Source organism: Pseudomonas silensiensis, from assembly GCF_050434865.1.
Classification (GTDB): domain Bacteria; phylum Pseudomonadota; class Gammaproteobacteria; order Pseudomonadales; family Pseudomonadaceae; genus Aquipseudomonas; species Aquipseudomonas fluorescens_W.
In genome coordinates this window covers 21,422-35,891 of record NZ_JBNDJH010000006.1, presented here as the reverse complement: position 1 = coordinate 35,891, position 14,470 = coordinate 21,422, and the positions used below count along the sequence as shown (strand labels likewise).

Below are 14,470 nucleotides of genomic sequence, written 5' to 3'. Positions count from 1 at the left end.
CCGCTTGACGGCTAGCGCCGTCGGAGACCCTTGCAATGCCTGACCAAGATGTACGTTTGCAACACCTGAAAGTTTGGCTCGATGAGCAATTGGCTGCCCTCTTTGCAGAACAGGGTTGGGGTGCCGTACCCCCGGCCACGTTGACCGCGGCCAGTAGCGATGCGAGTTTTCGACGCTATTTCCGCTGGGAAGGCGAGGGCAGAAGCTTCGTCGTGATGGACGCGCCACCTCCCCAGGAAAACTGTAAACCCTTCGTGGATATCGCTTTTTTGCTGGCGAAATCCGGAATAAATGTTCCGAAAATTTATGCCGAAGACCTCGAACGTGGTTTTCTTTTGCTCAATGACCTGGGCAACAAGACTTATCTGGACGTGATCGACAGCGAAAATGCCGACGATTTGTTCAACGATGCCCTGCAAGCGCTGCTGGCTTTTCAGCAGTTGCCGATGGTTGCACCGCTGCCAAGTTATGACGTGGCGCTGCTGCGTCGCGAGCTGGAATTGTTCCCCGAATGGTACGTGAAGCGCGAATTGGGCATCGAGTTCGACTCGGCGCAGCAAATGCTCTGGCAGAACGTGACTGAGCTATTGATCGACAGCGCACTGGCCCAGCCTAAAGTGTTGGTGCACCGCGATTACATGCCGCGCAACCTGATGCTTAGCGAGCCCAATCCCGGTGTGCTGGATTTCCAGGACGCCGTCTATGGTCCCGTGACCTACGACGTGACCTGCCTGTTCAAGGACGCGTTCCTCAGCTGGCCCGAGGAGCGTGTGCATGGTTGGCTGGAAGCTTACTGGCAGCAAGCGGGCGATCTCGGGATCCCGGTTCAGCCCGACTTCGAAGATTTCCTGCGTGCCAGTGACCTGATGGGCGTGCAGCGGCACCTGAAAGTGATCGGCATCTTTGCCCGCATCTGCCACCGCGACGGCAAGCCGCGCTATCTTGGCGATGTACCGCGCTTCTTTGCTTATATAGACGCTGTGATCGCCCGCCGTCCTGAACTGGCCGAGCTGGATGTGTTGCTGCTGAGTCTGCGTGCTGGAGTGAATGCATGAAGGCAATGATTCTGGCGGCAGGGAAGGGCGAGCGCATGCGCCCGCTGACCCTGACCACGCCGAAACCGCTGGTTCGCGCGGGCGGTATTCCGTTGATCGAGTATCACTTGAAAGCCTTGGCGGTGGCGGGATTTACCGAGGTGGTGATCAACCATGCCTGGCTCGGCCAGCTGATCGAAAACTACCTGGGCGATGGCTCGCAATACGGCGTACGTATTCAGTACTCACCGGAAGGTGAGCCGCTGGAAACCGGAGGCGGGATTTTCCGCGCGCTGCCGTTGCTGGGTGACGAGGCCTTTGTGGTGGTCAACGGTGACATCTGGACCGACTACGACTTCAGCGTATTGCACCACCCCATCACCGGGCTGGCGCATTTGGTGTTGGCGGATAACCCTGCGCATCACCCGACCGGCGATTTCAGCCTGATCGACGGGCAAGTCCGCGACGGTCAACCGGACACTGCAACCCTGACCTACAGCGGCATCGCGGTACTGCACCCGCAGCTGTTCGACGGTTGCTCCGACGGCGCCTTCAAGCTTGCACCGCTGCTGCGCAAGGCCATGGCCGATGGACGCGTCACCGGTGAGCACTTGAATGGACATTGGGTGGATGTTGGCACTCACGAACGTCTGGCTGAAGTCGAAACCCTGTTAGAAGCGAGACGCTGACATGCTGTGGCCAGGGACTCTGATTGGAGCCGGAGCGGGCTTTTACATCGCCAGCATTCCGGGGGCCATGCTGGGCGCCTTGTTGGGGCAGGTGCTGGATCGGCACTTGCACATACAGACCTGGGCGCACTTGCGAGAAAGGCTCGGTGGCCGCTCCGTGCTGCGCAACGATGAACTGCTGTTTGTGTTGTTGGGGCGGCTGGCCAAGAGCGATGGGCGGGTGGTGGAGGGCCACATCCAGCAGGCCCGTCAGGAAATGCGTTCGCTGGACATGACCGAGTCGGCCCAGCGTCGGGCCATTGCCGCGTTCAATCGCGGCAAGTCGGGAGATGACCGGTTGCGCGGTTATTTGCGCCGCTTGAGCGCTCAGCCCCATGCGGCCGAAGGCGTCTTGCGCGCCTGTTGGCGGATGATCTGGGCGGATGGCCGCGCCGGTAGCGCCGAGCGAGAGTTGATCAGGCAGTGGGGTAAATGGCTGGGCTGGACGACGCGGCAGGTGCAGGCGCTGTCGGCCGATTACGAACAGCACAAGTTTGCACAGAGCAGCACCGCGCTGACCTATCAGGATGCCCTGCGGCTTTTGGGTGTTTCGGCGACCAGCGAGCCGGCGCAGATCAAGCGTGCGTATCGACGCCTGCTGAGTCGCCATCATCCGGACAAGATCGCCGGCAGCGGTGCGACGGCGCTGCAGGTGCGCGAAGCCACTGACAAGACTCGCGAACTGCATAGCGCCTACACATTGATTCGCGAGCGGCGGGATTTTCGGTAGCGGTCTGTAAGGCCGCGATCCGACGATGGCACCGCGCGGTCTATCAGTTCACCGCGTTCTGCGGATTCAACCAGCCCCGCACCCGACGGAACAGCTGCTCTTGCTCAGCCTTGGAATTACCCGGCAATGCCTTGAGCGAAACCTGGCTGAATCCCGAAGTCTTCAAGCGTTTGCTGGCCTGCAAGCGTTCCAGTGCCAGGTTGCGATCCAGCGGCTTGTCCATATAGAAGATGTCTGCGGTGGGCAGTTTCAGGGTCGGTGTCAGTTCGACCAGTTCTGGTTTGGCTTTCGCCGGCATTTGAGCGGCGACCATCACAAACTTCTCCACTTGCGAAGGCTGCTTCTCGCTCAGGTAGCGCGCGGCCCAGTAAGCGCCAGTACCGTGCCCCAGCACGACAATGCGGCGAGCGCTTTGCTGTTCGGCGTAGGCAATCGCGGCGTCGATGCGGGCGAAGATTCGTTCGGCGTCGGCTTTGGCCTGTTCCTCGGTGGTTTCGGCGATCACCTTGTCCGCCACCTCTGCTTCACCGCCCGCCGCTTGTTCGATGGGCGCTGCGGTGGTCGAGTCTTTGCTGCCGGTGTCAGCGGCTTTTGGTGTGGGGGCGACTTCTACGATACGCGGCGCAATGGCATCGCTTTGCAGGTCCGGCAAGGTGATACTCAGGCTGCTCCATTCGGCGTCCGGCAATTTACGTCGTAATGGACCGATTGCTTGCGGCCAGTCAACGGTTTCGCCGGCGCCCGGGATGATAATCACCGCGCCTTTGGGTTCGGCGGTATTGGCCGGTTTCCACAAGGCCAGAAACGTGTCGCTGCCCGCTTGCAGTTGCTGCTGTTCCTGAGCCGGGATCTGTCGCTCAAGTGCGTTCGCTTCTTCCTGACTACGCTCAAGCAGCGGCTGGCGCTCGACCGGCTTTTCTTCGGCGGGTGTTTCCGTTGCGGCAGGTACCGGGTCGGCGGCCTCGACAGAAAAGGCGCAAGGCAGGATCAGCGACAGGCACAATGCTGGCAGTGCCAGGCGGTAGACAGGGGGCATCGGATATTCCAGGCCAGAAGTTATTCCGGCAGCCTAATGGGTTGGTCAGTATTTGTCAGTGTGTGAGATTTCGATGATGCGTTTTCGCTGCCTGTGGGTTATCGGCTGTTTGTGGTTTCCCTTGATGGGCTGGGCGGCTCCCGCGCCGCCGGTGCACGTCGCGCAATTGTCCGCGGGCCAGCAGCAATGGCTGGCGCAACATGGCGAATTGCGCGTGGGACTGGTGCTGCAAGTGCCCTACGCCCAATACGATCGCCGTTTGCAGCGTTTGTCCGGGGTCAATGTCGAGCTGATGAAGTGGCTGGCCAAGGCGCTTAAAGTCGAGCTGAGCTGGCGCAACTTTCCCGACCTGGCGCAGTTGGAAGACGCCGCGCGCGAGGGTGAAATCGACATCGCTCCGGGGCTGACCCAAACCCCCGGTGGCCTGCGGCTCTGGCAGTTTTCCGACCCGTATATGCGGGTGCCGCAACTGGTGGTCAGCGACCAGAAAAGCACCGGCGTGGTCGAGCTGGAAAAACTCGACAGCCAGACCCGCGTTGCCGTGCGCATGCCCGGCGCCACCGCCGATTACCTGCGCAGTAATTACCCGCACCTGAACCTTCAAGGCGTACCGATCGAGCGCCAGGCACTGCAACTGTTACTGAGTCAGCAGGCCAGTTACGCCGTGGTCGACGAAGCGCAACTGGGGCGTTTGTCCGCCGAACCGGAATTCGCCGGGCTGGTGGTGGTCGGCGATATCGGCTTGCCGCAACTGTTGCGGGTGGCCACGCGCCGGGATTGGCCGGAACTGGCCAGCATCGTCGAAAGCGCCTTGCGGGCGATCCCGGCCAAGGACCTGGAGCAACTGCACAACCAATGGCTGCAACCTAAATACCCGCGGCTGACCGAGTCCCCGGGGTTCTGGCAAAACCTCTGTCTGCTGTTGGCGGTGCTGATGCTGAGCAGCATGGCCATCGTGTTCTGGCAGCGTCGGCAGCAGCACAGTCTTGAGCATCGTTTGCGGGCCGCGCGCGAAGACATTGCCCTGCGTGCCGCCAGCGAAGAAGCGTTGCGCCTCACCCAGTTTTCCATCGACCAGAGCACCGTCGGTATCCTTTGGGTCAACTGGGACAGCCATGTGCGCTACGCCAATCGCGCGGCCGAAACCATGCTGGGTTATCCGGCGGGCGGGATCATTGATCGGCCGCTGATCGACTTCGAGCCCGGCTTACACATGGATCGCTGGCTGAACCTGTGGAAACGCGCCCGGGCCAGCGAGGAAGGCCCGCAAAGTTTCGAAACCAACTGCGTACGGGCAGATGGCAGCAACCTGCCGGTGGATGTTTCGCTGAGCTTTTTGCGGTTTCGCGACAGCGAATACCTGGTGGTCTACCTCAATGACGTCACCGAGCGCCGTCGTGCATTGGCTGCGCTGCAAGAAAGCGAGGCGCGTCTGCAAGGGATTGCCGCCAACGTTCCAGGGCTGGTCTTTCGTCTGGAACGGGCGCCGGTGACGGGGCAGATCGACTTTGCCTACATCAGTGAAGGCAGCGAGAGCCTGGTGGGTTACTCACCGGCCACCCTGGCCCATCGCGATAAAGGCCTGCGCAGCCTGGTGCACCCGGACGACAAGGCCAGTTATCACCAAACCCAGGACCATGCGCTGGATACCGACAGTGACTGGTCGTGGCAGGGACGGATTCTCACCCGTTCGGGTGAACAACGTTGGGCCGAAATCAAGGCCATCACCCGCCGGCTCGAAGACGGCGCCTATGTCTGGGACGGGATCGTCTGGGACATCAGCGAGAGCAAGCGTATTGAACTGGAGCTGGCCAGCTCTCGCGAGCAGTTGCGTGAGTTGTCCGCGCACCTGGAGAGCGTGCGGGAAGAGGAAAAGGCCCGAATCGCCCGGGAAGTTCACGACGAACTGGGTCAGATGCTCACCGTGCTGAAGCTGGAAACCTCCATGTGCGAACTGGCCTACGCGCAGCTCGACCCTGGTCTGAACGAACGTTTGAACAGCATGAAGCGTTTGATCGCTCAGCTGTTCCAACTGGTTCGCGATGTCGCCACGGCACTGCGGCCACCGATTCTCGACGCCGGGATCGCCTCGGCCATCGAGTGGCAGGCCCGCCGATTCGAGGCGCGCACGCAGATTCCGTGTCTGGTGCAGGTGCCGGAGAACCTGCCGGTGCTCAGTGATGCCAAGGCGATTGGCCTGTTCCGGATCCTCCAGGAAGCGCTGACGAATGTCATGCGCCATGCCCAGGCGCATACTGTCGAACTGACATTGGCGGTGGAAGGCGACGAGTTGTGTCTGACCGTCAGCGATGATGGCGTAGGATTTGTCCCTGCCACCGGTAGGTCAACATCCTTCGGGGTGGTCGGCATGCGCGAGCGAGTGTTGATCATGGGCGGACAGTTGTCGCTTGAGAGTGAACCGGGTGAAGGCACGACCCTGAGCGTACGAGTGCCGCTGGATGAGGAGAAGTAAGTGATCCGTGTACTGGTAGCCGAAGACCACACCATCGTCCGCGAAGGCATCAAGCAATTGATCGGCCTGGCCAAGGATTTGCTGGTGGTAGGGGAGGCGAGCAATGGCGAGCAGTTGCTCGAGACCTTGCGTCATGTTCCCTGCGAAGTGGTCTTGCTGGACATCTCCATGCCCGGGGTTAACGGTCTGGAGGCGATTCCGCGGATTCGCGCGCTGAACAATCCGCCAGCGATTCTGGTGTTGTCGATGCACGACGAAGCGCAAATGGCCGCCCGTGCGTTGAAGGTCGGCGCCGCGGGTTATGCGACCAAGGATAGCGATCCGGCGCTGCTGCTGACGGCAATCCGCAAGGTCGCGGCGGGCGGGCGCTACATTGACCCGGACCTGGCCGACCGCATGGTCTTCGAAGTCGGCCTGACCGATTCGCGACCGTTGCACTCGTTGCTCTCCGAGCGCGAATTCTCAGTGTTCGAACGCCTGGCCCAAGGCGCCAACGTCAACGACATCGCCCAGCAACTGGCCTTGAGCAGCAAAACCATCAGCACCCACAAGGCGCGGCTGATGCAGAAACTCAACATCACCTCCCTGGCGGAACTGGTGAAGTACGCGATGGAGCACAAACTGCTCTAAGACACGCCACCGAACATTGTAGGAGTGAGCCTGCTCGCGATGGCGGTGGTTCAGTGCAAATTATGTCGACTGACACACCGCTATCGCGAGCAGGCTCACTCCTACACGGAATGTGGTGGCTTGTCTGTTTGCGACATTCAATGATATCGCTATTGCCGGTTCCTGCGGCTTGCAGCCCACCGCCTGTTGTAATACCCAATCCACATATCCATCCCCGCCATCCTTGTAGGGCAATCCCTACCCCCAACCTTCCATCCTGCTGAGGCCATTCTCTCCTGCGCCCCGATTTGCGTGGTCGGCAGCGTCCACTAGGCTTAGTCCACAGCAGTCATCAACAACAAAGGTGTGGGTATGAGCCAGGTCGATTCAAGCGCAGGGGCCAGCGATATTCTGGTCAGCTTTCGTGGAGTACAAAAAAGCTACGACGGCGAGAACCTGATCGTCAAAGACCTCAACCTGGAGATTCGCAAAGGCGAATTCCTCACCTTGCTCGGGCCGTCCGGCTCCGGCAAAACCACCAGCCTGATGATGCTCGCCGGTTTCGAAACACCGACCGCAGGCGAAATCCAGCTGGCCGGGCGTTCCATCAACAACGTGCCGCCGCACAAGCGTGACATCGGCATGGTGTTCCAGAACTACGCGCTGTTCCCGCACATGACGGTCGCCGAGAACCTGGCGTTCCCGCTGACCGTACGCGGTTTGAACAAGAGCGATGTCAGCGACAAGGTCAAAAAAGTCCTGAGCATGGTTCAGCTCGACACCTTCGCCCAGCGTTATCCGGGGCAACTGTCCGGCGGTCAGCAGCAGCGTGTGGCCCTGGCCCGTGCCTTGGTGTTCGAACCGCAACTGGTGCTGATGGACGAACCCCTCGGCGCACTCGACAAACAACTGCGTGAACACATGCAGATGGAAATCAAGCATCTGCACCAGCGCCTCGGCGTGACCGTGGTCTACGTGACCCACGACCAGGGTGAAGCCCTGACCATGTCCGACCGCGTGGCCGTGTTCCACCAGGGCGAGATCCAGCAGATCGCGCCGCCGCGCACCCTGTACGAAGAGCCGAAAAACACCTTCGTCGCCAACTTCATCGGCGAGAACAACCGCCTCAATGGCCGCTTGCACAGCCACACCGGAGACCGCTGCGTGGTTGAGTTGGGGCGTGGTGAAAAGGTTGAAGCCCTGGCGGTCAACGTCGGCAAGACCGGCGAACCGGTCACGCTGTCGATTCGCCCCGAGCGCATCAGCCTCAACGGCGCAAGCGATCAATGTGCCAACCGCTTCTCAGGGAGGGTGGAGGAATTCATCTATCTGGGCGACCACGTCCGGGTTCGCCTGGAAGTCTGCGGCAAGACCGATTTTTTTGTGAAACAACCGATTGCCGAGCTCGATCCCGCGCTGGCCGTCGGCGACGTGGTACCGCTTGGCTGGCAGGTCGAACACGTTCGCGCGCTCGACCCACTTCTAGAGGCGCATTGATCGCCCCCCCTGCTTCAACAACACAACCCTGCACGTGGAGAGAACAATAAATGTTGAGATCCCTGAAATTCACCGCTTTGGTCATGGGCATGATCGGTGCGGCACACGCAATGGCGGCGGGCCCGGACCTGACCGTGGTGTCCTTTGGCGGGGCGAACAAGGCAGCGCAGGTCAAAGCCTTCTACGCACCGTGGGAAGCGGCGGGTAACGGCAAGATCGTGGCGGGCGAATACAACGGCGAAATGGCCAAGGTCAAAGCCATGGTCGACACCAAGAGCGTGTCCTGGGACCTGGTAGAAGTTGAATCGCCAGAACTGTCCCGTGGTTGCGACGAAGACATGTTCGAGCAGCTTGATCCGAAGTTGTTCGGCAAGTCCGAAGACTACGTCAAAGGCGCCATCCAGCCATGCGGCGTGGGCTTCTTCGTGTGGTCGACCGTGCTGGCCTACAACGCCGACAAACTGGCTTCCGCACCGACCAGCTGGGTGGATTTCTGGGACACCAAGAAATTCCCGGGCAAGCGTGGCCTGCGCAAAGGCGCCAAGTACACCCTGGAATTCGCTCTGATGGCCGACGGCGTTGCGCCGAAAGACGTCTACAAAGTACTGGCCGGCAAGGATGGTCAGGACCGCGCGTTCAAGAAGCTTGATGAGCTCAAGCCAAGCATCCAGTGGTGGGAAGCCGGCGCACAGCCGCCGCAATACCTCGCTTCCGGTGACGTGGTCATGAGCTCGGCCTACAACGGCCGGATCGCTGCCGTGCAGAAAGAAAGCAACCTGAAAGTTGTCTGGAATGGCGGTATCTACGACTTCGACGCATGGGCCATCCCGAAAGGTCTGGATAAAGCACGCGCTGAAGCGGCGAAGAAATTCATCGCGTTCTCGGTGATGCCGCAGCAGCAAAAGACCTACTCGGAAAACATCGCCTACGGCCCGGCCAACACCCAAGCCGTACCGTTGCTGGCCAAGGATGTCCTGAAAGACATGCCGACCACCCCGGAAAACATCGCCAACCAGGTGCAGATCGACGTCAGCTTCTGGGCTGACAACGGTGAGCAACTGGAACAGCGCTTCAATTCCTGGGCTGCGAAGTAAGCAGAGGGCTCGCCCTCCTGTGAGGGCGAGCTTTTGTGGCGAGGGAGCTTGCTCCCGCTTGAGTGCGCAGCACTCACAAAATTGGCAGTGTTAACAGGATTTTGGGGCCGCTTCGCTGCCCAGCGCGAGCAAGCTCGCTCGCCACAAAAGCCCGCTCCCACATAACGATCGAGATGGCGTTCCCATCTCTGCAACGATCAAAGATTTCCGGAGTACGCCATGGCCACCGCCATTCCCCTGAACGCGGGCACCGACCCCACCTTGAAGCAGCGGCTCAAGCACGCCGAGCGGATCAACCGCTGGAAAGCACAAGCCTTGATCGCGCCGTTGGTGCTGTTTCTGTTGCTGGTGTTCCTGGTGCCCATCGTGGCGCTGCTCTACAAAAGCGTTGGTAACCCGGAAGTGGTCGGCGGCATGCCGCGCACCGTGGCGGCCATCGCCAGTTGGGATGGCCGAGGCCTGCCCGCTGAACCGGTTTACAAGGCGACCAGCGAAGACCTCGCTGAAGCCCGCAAGAATCAGACCCTAGGCGACCTGTCCAAGCGCTTGAACATGGAGTTGGCCGGCTACCGCAGCCTGCTGACCAAAACGGCACGTGCCTTACCGTTCGCCACCGAACCGGCCTCCTATAAAGAAGCGCTGGAAGGTCTCGACGAACGCTGGGGCGACCCGGCCTACTGGCAAGCGGTGCGCCGCAACACCAGCAGCATCACGCCTTATTACTTGCTGGCGGCGGTCGATCACCGTATCGACGACCTCGGCGAAATCGCCCCGGCCACGCCCGATCAGGCGATTTACCTCGACATCTTCGCCCGGACCTTCTGGATGGGGCTGATCATCACCGTGATCTGCCTGCTGCTGGCTTATCCGTTGGCCTATCTGTTGGCGAACCTGCCGTCACGGCAAAGCAACTTGCTGATGATCCTGGTGCTGCTGCCGTTCTGGACCTCGATCCTGGTGCGAGTCGCCGCGTGGATCGTGTTGCTGCAATCGGGTGGCTTGATCAACAGCGGCCTCATGGCCATGGGCATCATCGATAAACCGCTGGAGCTGGTGTTCAACCGCACCGGGGTTTACATCTCCATGGTGCACATCCTGCTGCCGTTCATGATTCTGCCGATCTACAGCGTGATGAAAGGCATTTCGCCGACCTACATGCGTGCCGCGATTTCCCTCGGCTGCCACCCGTTCGCCAGCTTCTGGCGGGTGTACTTCCCGCAGACCTATGCCGGTGTCGGCGCCGGTTGCCTGTTGGTGTTCATCCTCGCCATCGGCTACTACATCACCCCGGCGTTGCTGGGCAGTCCGAACGATCAGATGGTCAGTTACTTCGTCGCCTTCTACACCAACACCAGCATCAACTGGGGCATGGCGACCGCACTCGGTGGGCTGCTGCTGTTGGCGACCGTGGTGCTTTATCTGATTTACAGCTGGCTGGTGGGCGCCAGTCGCCTGCGCCTGAGCTAAGGGGAGAACGAAATGCTGAGTCCTTATATGTCGCCCATTGAGCGGGTGTGGTTCTACAGCTTGCGCATTCTCTGCGGGCTGGTCCTGTTGTTCCTGATCCTGCCGGTGCTGGTGATCATCCCGCTGTCGTTCAACTCCGGGAGTTTTCTGGTGTACCCGTTGCAAGGTTTTTCGCTGCACTGGTACCAGGATTTCTTCGCTTCGGCCGAGTGGATGCGTTCGCTGAAGAACAGCATCATCGTGGCTCCGGCGGCGACGGTACTGGCGATGATCTTCGGTACGCTGGCGGCCATCGGCCTGACACGGGGCGACTTCCCCGGCAAGCCGCTGGTGATGGCGCTGGTGATTTCGCCGATGGTGGTTCCGGTGGTGATCATCGGTGTGGCGAGCTATCTGTTCTTCGCGCCACTGGGCCTGGGTAACAGCTTCTTCTCGCTGATCGTGGTGCATGCGGTGTTGGGCGTGCCGTTTGTGATCATTACCGTGTCGGCGACCTTGCAGGGCTTTAACCAGAACCTGGTGCGCGCCGCTGCGAGCCTTGGGGCTTCACCGCTGACGGCGTTCCGTCGAGTGACACTGCCGCTGATTGCGCCCGGCGTGATCTCCGGTGCACTGTTTGCCTTTGCGACTTCGTTCGATGAAGTGGTGGTGACGCTGTTCCTCGCCGGTCCCGAACAAGCGACATTGCCACGGCAGATGTTCAGCGGTATCCGCGAAAACCTCAGCCCGACCATCGCGGCGGCGGCGACGTTGCTGATTGCCTTCTCGGTGATCCTGTTGCTGACCCTCGAGTGGCTGCGCGGCCGCAGCGAGAAACTGCGTACCGCCCAGGTCTGAAGCCGCACTCGGTCAAATTGTGGGAGCGGGCTTGCTCGCGAAAGCGGTCTAACATTCAACATCTATGTTGACTGCAAGGGCCTCTTCGCGAGCAAGCCCGCTCCCACAGTGATTTATGGTGTTTTCGGGATCGTCGCTCATTCATTGGCTGAATAGCAGACAAACCCCAAACCCCAGCTACTCTTGTGCCCAGCTCCCCTATCTATAAGAGGCTGCGCACATGAGTCTTTCCTCTTTCAAAATCGCTCACAAACTGATCACCGGCGCTGGTGCCATCGAGCAACTGGCGGCTGAACTGACACGCCTGGACATCGACAACCCGCTGATCGTCACCGATGCCGCATTGGTCAAATCCGGCACGGTCGAGCTGGCGCTGGCGCAGTTGGGCGACCGAACCTACGAAATTTTCGACCGTGTGCTGCCAGACCCGGAAATCGCCATCGTCGAAGACTGCATGCGGGCCTACCGCGAGGGTGGGCACGACGGACTGATCGGCCTTGGCGGCGGCAGTGCCATCGACATCGCTAAAAGTGTCGCGGCCTACGCCGGTTATCACGGGGCGCTGGAGGATCTGTTCGGCATCGATCAGGTGCCGCGCAAAGGCCCACCGCTGATCGCCATACCGACCACCGCGGGCACCGGCTCGGAAGTCACTAACGTGGCGATCCTCTCCGACAAGGTCGCGCAGCTCAAGAAAGGCATCGTCAGCGACTATCTATTACCGGACGTGGCGCTGGTCAGCCCGCAAATGACACTTACCTGTCCGCGCAGCGTTACCGCCGCCAGTGGCGTCGATGCGCTGGTGCACGCCATCGAGTCCTATCTGTCGTTGAACGCCTCACCGATTACCGACGCGCTGGCCATCGGCGCCATCAAGCTCATCGCCAAGGCGCTGCCCAAGGCTTACGCCAATCCGTCCAATCTCCAGGCCCGCGAAGACATGGCCACCGCCAGCCTGATGGCCGGTATGGCGTTCGGTAATGCCGGGGTCGGCGCGGTGCATGCGCTGGCGTATCCGCTGGGCGGCCGTTTCAACATTGCCCATGGGGTCAGCAACGCCTTGCTGCTGCCGTATGTCATGACCTGGAACAAAATGGCCTGCGTGGAGCGCATGCAAGATATCGCCGAGGCCATGGGGGTGAAGACCGCTCATCTGAGCGCCAACGACGCGGCGGACAAGGCCGTAGAGGCGATGACCGAGTTGTGCGCCGCGGTGGAAATCCCGCCGGGCCTGCACAGCTTCGGCGTTCCCGAAGACGCCATCCCGGCCATGGCCGTGGAAGCGGCGGGGATTGAGCGCCTGATGCGCAACAATCCGCGCAAATTGAGTGCGGTTGATATCGAGAAGATCTACCGAGCGGCTTACTGATCATCGCGGCCACGTCGCGCGGGTCAAAGCATGAGGTATACAATGCGCGCCATCGTGATTCTGCTCAAAAAAGGTGCGTCATGCAGCCCTTCGTAATTGCTCCGTCGATTCTCTCCGCCGACTTCGCCCGCCTGGGTGAAGAAGTGGACAACGTCCTGGCCGCTGGCGCCGACTTCGTGCACTTCGACGTCATGGACAACCACTACGTGCCGAACCTGACCATCGGCCCGATGGTGTGTGCCGCGTTGCGCAAGTACGGCGTGACCGCGCCGATCGACGCGCACCTGATGGTCAGCCCGGTGGACCGCATCGTCGGTGACTTCATCGAAGCCGGCGCGACCTACATCACTTTTCACCCGGAAGCCACGCAGCACGTCGACCGCTCCCTGCAACTGATCCGCGAAGGTGGCTGCAAGTCGGGCCTGGTGTTCAACCCGGCGACCCCGCTGGACGTGCTCAAGTACGTGATGGACAAGGTCGACATGATCCTGCTGATGAGCGTCAACCCGGGCTTCGGCGGGCAGAAGTTCATCCCTGGCACCCTCGACAAGCTGCGGGAAGCGCGGGCGCTGATCGATGCATCCGGCCGTGACATTCGCCTGGAGATCGACGGCGGCGTGAACGTGAACAACATTCGTGAAATCGCCGCTGCTGGCGCCGACACCTTCGTCGCCGGCTCGGCGATCTTCAATGCACCGAACTACCAAGAGGTGATTGAAAAGATGCGTTCCGAACTGGCGCTGGCCCGCCCATGAGTGGCTTTGAGCAGTTGTTCCCGGGGTCTCTGCCGCGGCTGGTGATGTTCGATCTGGATGGCACGCTGGTCGATTCGGTCCCTGACCTCGCAGCGGCTGTGGATAACATGCTGCTCAAACTCGGGCGTCAACCTGCCGGCATCGAATCGGTGCGTGATTGGGTGGGCAACGGCGTGCACACGCTGGTACGCCGGGCCTTGGCCAACCACATCGACGCCGAGGGTGTCGATGAGGTCGAGGCCGAGCATGCCCTGGAACTGTTCAACAGTTTTTACGAGGACGGTCACGAGCTGACGGTGGTTTACCCCGGCGTGCGCGACACCCTGAAATGGCTGCACAAGCAGGGTGTCGAGATGGCGCTGATCACCAACAAGCCGGAGCGCTTCGTCGCGCCGCTGCTGGATCAGATGAAAATCGGTCGTTACTTCCGCTTGATCATCGGCGGCGACACCCTGCCACAGAAAAAGCCGGACCCGGCAGCGCTGTTTTTCGTGATGAAAATGACCAACATCCCGGCGTCGCAATCCTTGTTCGTCGGCGATTCGCGCAGCGATGTGCTGGCGGCGAAAGCGGCGGGGGTCAAGTGTGTGGCGCTCAGCTACGGCTATAACCACGGCCGGCCGATTGCCGAAGAGTCGCCGGCGCTGGTGATCGACGATCTGCGCAAGTTAATTCCCGGTTGCCTGGATCCAGCCGCTGAGATAACGTTGCCCGACGCTGCTCAACCCCCTTCTGGAAACGCCATCGTGGTGGTCACTCGCAAACTCTGGATGAAAGTCATCAAGGCCCTGGCCCGCTGGCGTTGGCGCGCCTGACTTGTTCCTGGCCGGCATACCGGCGC

13 protein-coding genes are annotated in these 14,470 nt (G+C 60.8%); 12 read left to right on the top strand and 1 reads right to left on the bottom strand.

The window, feature by feature from the left end:
* Positions 1-35 precede the first annotated feature (35 nt).
* The 3 genes from QF010_RS10545 to QF010_RS10535 are packed head-to-tail and all read left to right on the top strand — an operon-like array spanning position 36 to position 2,492.
* Positions 36-1,055 (top strand): aminoglycoside phosphotransferase family protein, encoded by a 1,020-nt coding sequence (locus QF010_RS10545; protein ID WP_033056211.1) that lies wholly within the window; start codon positions 36-38, stop codon positions 1,053-1,055.
* The gene (murU, locus tag QF010_RS10540) at positions 1,052-1,723 is read left to right on the top strand and encodes an N-acetylmuramate alpha-1-phosphate uridylyltransferase MurU (protein ID WP_033056210.1); all 672 of its coding nucleotides are present in this window, start codon (positions 1,052-1,054) and stop codon (positions 1,721-1,723) included. The genes QF010_RS10545 and murU overlap by 4 nt, the downstream gene beginning before the upstream one ends.
* 1 nt (position 1,724) lies before the next feature.
* Positions 1,725-2,492 carry a TerB family tellurite resistance protein gene (locus QF010_RS10535; RefSeq protein WP_033056209.1) on the top strand — a complete coding sequence of 256 codons (768 nt, stop codon included), beginning with the start codon at positions 1,725-1,727 and terminating at the stop codon, positions 2,490-2,492.
* A 43-nt stretch (positions 2,493-2,535) separates the two neighbouring features.
* On the opposite strand, the gene QF010_RS10530 is transcribed toward QF010_RS10535, so the two are convergent.
* The gene (locus QF010_RS10530; protein ID WP_429533086.1) at positions 2,536-3,528 is read right to left on the bottom strand and encodes an alpha/beta hydrolase family protein; all 993 of its coding nucleotides are present in this window, start codon (positions 3,526-3,528) and stop codon (positions 2,536-2,538) included.
* Between the two features lie 73 nt (positions 3,529-3,601).
* Between QF010_RS10530 and QF010_RS10525 the strand changes: the two genes are divergently transcribed.
* The 9 genes from QF010_RS10525 (at position 3,602) to QF010_RS10485 (ending at position 14,444) form a co-directional block, all read left to right on the top strand.
* Entirely contained in the window at positions 3,602-6,001 is a 2,400-nt protein-coding gene (locus QF010_RS10525) for a PAS domain-containing sensor histidine kinase (protein ID WP_429533085.1), read from the top strand.
* Positions 6,002-6,631, top strand: coding sequence for a response regulator (locus QF010_RS10520; RefSeq protein ID WP_003210977.1), 630 nt, complete (start codon positions 6,002-6,004; stop codon positions 6,629-6,631).
* A gap of 351 nt (positions 6,632-6,982) precedes the next feature.
* Positions 6,983-8,107 (top strand): ABC transporter ATP-binding protein, encoded by a 1,125-nt coding sequence (locus QF010_RS10515; RefSeq protein ID WP_033056206.1) that lies wholly within the window; start codon positions 6,983-6,985, stop codon positions 8,105-8,107.
* 50 nt (positions 8,108-8,157) lie between these two features.
* Complete coding sequence (locus QF010_RS10510; RefSeq protein ID WP_033056205.1) at positions 8,158-9,201, top strand: ABC transporter substrate-binding protein; 1,044 nt, start codon at positions 8,158-8,160, stop codon at positions 9,199-9,201.
* A 219-nt stretch (positions 9,202-9,420) separates the two neighbouring features.
* A complete protein-coding gene (locus QF010_RS10505; RefSeq protein ID WP_008147215.1) occupies positions 9,421-10,668 on the top strand; it encodes an ABC transporter permease in 1,248 nt (415 codons plus the stop codon).
* A gap of 12 nt (positions 10,669-10,680) precedes the next feature.
* A complete protein-coding gene (locus tag QF010_RS10500; RefSeq protein WP_046052352.1) occupies positions 10,681-11,505 on the top strand; it encodes an ABC transporter permease in 825 nt (274 codons plus the stop codon).
* A 220-nt stretch (positions 11,506-11,725) separates the two neighbouring features.
* A complete protein-coding gene (locus QF010_RS10495; RefSeq protein WP_429533084.1) occupies positions 11,726-12,874 on the top strand; it encodes an iron-containing alcohol dehydrogenase in 1,149 nt (382 codons plus the stop codon).
* A gap of 80 nt (positions 12,875-12,954) precedes the next feature.
* Positions 12,955-13,629 (top strand): ribulose-phosphate 3-epimerase, encoded by a 675-nt coding sequence (gene rpe / locus QF010_RS10490; protein WP_008035979.1) that lies wholly within the window; start codon positions 12,955-12,957, stop codon positions 13,627-13,629.
* Positions 13,626-14,444 (top strand): phosphoglycolate phosphatase, encoded by an 819-nt coding sequence (locus tag QF010_RS10485; RefSeq protein ID WP_429533083.1) that lies wholly within the window; start codon positions 13,626-13,628, stop codon positions 14,442-14,444. Before rpe ends, QF010_RS10485 begins: the two co-directional genes overlap by 4 nt.
* The last annotated feature ends 26 nt before the right edge of the window (positions 14,445-14,470 follow it).

Excerpts from the sequence above, each read along its gene's own strand:
- QF010_RS10545 (WP_033056211.1), top strand. The coding sequence starts at position 36 with ATGCCTGACCAAGATGTACGTTTGCAACACCTGAAAGTTTGGCTCGAT.
- murU (WP_033056210.1), top strand. The coding sequence starts at position 1,052 with ATGAAGGCAATGATTCTGGCGGCAGGGAAGGGCGAGCGCATGCGCCCG.
- QF010_RS10535 (WP_033056209.1), top strand. The coding sequence starts at position 1,725 with ATGCTGTGGCCAGGGACTCTGATTGGAGCCGGAGCGGGCTTTTACATC.
- QF010_RS10530 (WP_429533086.1), bottom strand. The coding sequence starts at position 3,528 with ATGCCCCCTGTCTACCGCCTGGCACTGCCAGCATTGTGCCTGTCGCTG.
- QF010_RS10525 (WP_429533085.1), top strand. The coding sequence starts at position 3,602 with ATGATGCGTTTTCGCTGCCTGTGGGTTATCGGCTGTTTGTGGTTTCCC.
- QF010_RS10515 (WP_033056206.1), top strand. The coding sequence starts at position 6,983 with ATGAGCCAGGTCGATTCAAGCGCAGGGGCCAGCGATATTCTGGTCAGC.
- QF010_RS10510 (WP_033056205.1), top strand. The coding sequence starts at position 8,158 with ATGTTGAGATCCCTGAAATTCACCGCTTTGGTCATGGGCATGATCGGT.
- QF010_RS10505 (WP_008147215.1), top strand. The coding sequence starts at position 9,421 with ATGGCCACCGCCATTCCCCTGAACGCGGGCACCGACCCCACCTTGAAG.
- QF010_RS10500 (WP_046052352.1), top strand. The coding sequence starts at position 10,681 with ATGCTGAGTCCTTATATGTCGCCCATTGAGCGGGTGTGGTTCTACAGC.
- QF010_RS10495 (WP_429533084.1), top strand. The coding sequence starts at position 11,726 with ATGAGTCTTTCCTCTTTCAAAATCGCTCACAAACTGATCACCGGCGCT.
- rpe (WP_008035979.1), top strand. The coding sequence starts at position 12,955 with ATGCAGCCCTTCGTAATTGCTCCGTCGATTCTCTCCGCCGACTTCGCC.
- QF010_RS10485 (WP_429533083.1), top strand. The coding sequence starts at position 13,626 with ATGAGTGGCTTTGAGCAGTTGTTCCCGGGGTCTCTGCCGCGGCTGGTG.